Origin of the sequence: Bradyrhizobium forestalis, from assembly GCF_002795245.1 — a bacterium.
Taxonomy (GTDB): Bacteria; Pseudomonadota; Alphaproteobacteria; order Rhizobiales; family Xanthobacteraceae; genus Bradyrhizobium; species Bradyrhizobium forestalis.
Genome location: NZ_PGVG01000095.1, coordinates 1 through 2,675 on the forward strand (window position 1 = coordinate 1; position 2,675 = coordinate 2,675).

2 protein-coding genes are annotated in these 2,675 nt (G+C 64.9%); both read right to left on the reverse strand.

The window, feature by feature from the left end; genetic code table 11:
- Positions 1-228 precede the first annotated feature (228 nt).
- Positions 229-1,131 carry an alpha/beta fold hydrolase gene (locus tag CVM73_RS38550; RefSeq protein ID WP_100236919.1) on the reverse strand — a complete coding sequence of 301 codons (903 nt, stop codon included), beginning with the start codon at positions 1,129-1,131 and terminating at the stop codon, positions 229-231.
- Positions 1,132-1,338: 207 nt separating this feature from the next.
- On the reverse strand, positions 1,339-2,622 hold the full coding sequence (gene purD / locus CVM73_RS38555) for a phosphoribosylamine--glycine ligase (RefSeq protein ID WP_100236920.1): 1,284 nt from the start codon (positions 2,620-2,622) through the stop codon (positions 1,339-1,341).
- Positions 2,623-2,675: the final 53 nt, after the last annotated feature.

Consider the following 2,675-nt stretch of genomic DNA (forward strand, 5'->3'; position numbering starts at 1 on the left):
TCCTCGCTCGAGCGCCCCGCGGCAATCGCAGCCCAGAACGGCCTACAACTCTCTCGCAGAATTCCTTGGGACCGCGTCATCGCAACCTCCTTTGTCAAGGTGTTGCAACGACCGATTGAATTCGCCCAGTACGCCGCGGCCTAACGTTTTAACCACAACCGTCTCGGAGTACTGGATCGCCCGGTCAAGCCGGGCGATGACGGTGGAGGGTGTGGCGGACAGCGATGCCTAAGCCAAGAAGAACTCGCGCAATGCCCGCGCGGTCACCTCCGGGTTCTCCTCGGTGAGGAAGTGCCCGGAGTCCACCGGCATGCCGTCCACATTGACCGCCCATTGCTTCCACGTGTCCAGCGGCGTCGCGGCGGCCTGCGCGATGCCGGCATTGCCCCACAGCGCCAGCATCGGCACCGTGATCTTCTTGCCGGCCTCGAAATCGGCCTTGTCGAGGTCGTAGTCGAAATAGGCGCCGGCGCGGTAGTCCTCGCACATCGCGTGCACCCGGGCGGGATCGCGGAACGGGGCGATGTAGTGTTCGAGCGCGCGCGGGTCGATCGCGTCCAGCGTCTTCGATTTGGTCTGGCTCGCCATCTTGAAGCGCAGGAAGAACTCGCCATTGCTCGAAATGAGCGTCTCCGGCAGCGGATAAGGCTGGGCCAGGAAGGTCCAGTGATAGATCTTCAAGGCATAAGCGCGGTTCATCCGCTCCCAGTAATTATAGGTCGGCAGGATATCGAGCACGGCGAGTTTTGATAGCCGACCTGGATGGTCGAGCGCCAACCGATACGACACACGGCCGCCGCGGTCGTGGCCGGCAAGCGCGAAGTGCACATGGCCGAGGCGCTCCATCGCCTCGACCATGGCTTTCGCCATCGCGCGCTTGCTGTAGGGCATGTGCAGCGCATCGCTCGCGGGCATGTCGGACCAGCCGTAGCCCGGCAGGTCGGCGATGATCAGCGTGAAATGGTCGGCAAGCTCAGGTGCCACCTGGTGCCACATCACGTGGGTCTCGGAGAAGCCGTGCAAGAGCAGCAGCGGCGGGCCCTTGCCGCCGACGCGGGCGAAGATGCGGCCGAAGGAGGTGTCGATCCATTCGGCGGCAAAACCCGGATAGAGGTCGGCGAGATCGGACATCTTTTTGCATCCTTATGTGGTCAGTCGAGGGGCCGCCCCGACACAACAAAATGTCGAAAACAACCCCATGCACAGTAGCGGTATTATCTGCGGGGCTGCTAACCCCAACAGCTGATTGCACATTCTGGAGTGTCGATGTGGCGGCGCGGTGACACCAAACATCGAGATTCCAGATCGGCGCGTTTGCGCGCCGTCCGGAATGACGCACTAGGTCCTGGCCTTCTCCGCCTCCACCGCCTGCCAGCCGATGTCGCGGCGGCAGAAGCCTTCGGGCCAGACGATGCGGTCGACGGCCTGATAGGCGCGGCTCTGCGCTTCCGTCACGGTCTTGCCGAGCGCGCAGACATTGAGCACGCGGCCGCCATTGGCGAGGATGGCGCCGTCCTTCGCGACCGTGCCGGCGTGGAAGATCTCGACGCTCTCGACCTTCGCGGCGTCATCGAGCCCGCCAATCCGCGTGCCCTTCTGGTAGTCGCCGGGATAGCCCTTCGCGGCCATCACGACGGTGAGCGCGGATTCCGGATACCAGCGCAGGTCGAAATGCTTCAACTCGCCGTCGCAGGAGGCGAGCAGCGCCGGCACGATGTCCGACATCATGCGCAACATCAGCACCTGGCACTCGGGATCGCCGAAGCGGACGTTGAACTCGAACAGTTTTGGCCCCTGCGTCGTCAGCATGATCCCGGCATAGAGCACGCCGCGGAACGGCGTGCCGCGCTGCTTCATGCCTGATACCGTCGGCAGGATGATCCTGTCCATGATCGCGTCGTGGATCGCAGGCGTGACCAGCGGGGTCGGCGAATAGGCGCCCATGCCGCCGGTGTTCGGGCCGACGTCGTGGTCGAACACGCGCTTGTGGTCCTGGGCGGAGGCGAGCGGGATCGCCGTCTCGCCGTCGCACAGCGCAAAGAAGCTGATCTCGCGGCCGGGCAGGAATTCCTCGATCACGACTTCAGCGCCGGCCTCGCCGAAGGCGCCCTCGAACATCATGGCGATGGCGTCCTCGGCCTCGCGCAAGGTCTTGGCGACGACGACGCCCTTGCCGGCGGCAAGCCCGTCGGCCTTGACCACGATCGGCGCGCCCTGGCTCAGCACATAGGCGCGCGCGTCCTCAGGCTTGGTGAAGCGCTTGTAGGCACCGGTCGGAATGCCGAACTCGGTGCACAGCGCTTTGGTGAAGCCCTTGGAGCTTTCGAGCTGGGCGGCGACCTTGCTCGGGCCGAACGCCTTGATCCCGGCGGCGGTGAGATCGTCGACGATGCCGGCCGCCAGCGGCGTCTCCGGGCCGACCACCACGAGCTCGACCGCGTTCCTCTTGCAGAACTCGATCACGGCGGCATGGTCGGCAACATCGAGCGCCACGCATTCCGCCTCCCGCGCGATGCCGGCATTGCCGGGCGCGCACCAGAATTTGGTCACCAGGGGAGAGGCCGCGATCTTCCACGCCAGAGCATGTTCGCGGCCGCCGGAACCGAGCAGGAGAATGTGCATCGAAGGCTCAAGATGAGGGGTTTTGCTGGGGGCGGAGGTCGCACGAATCGGGG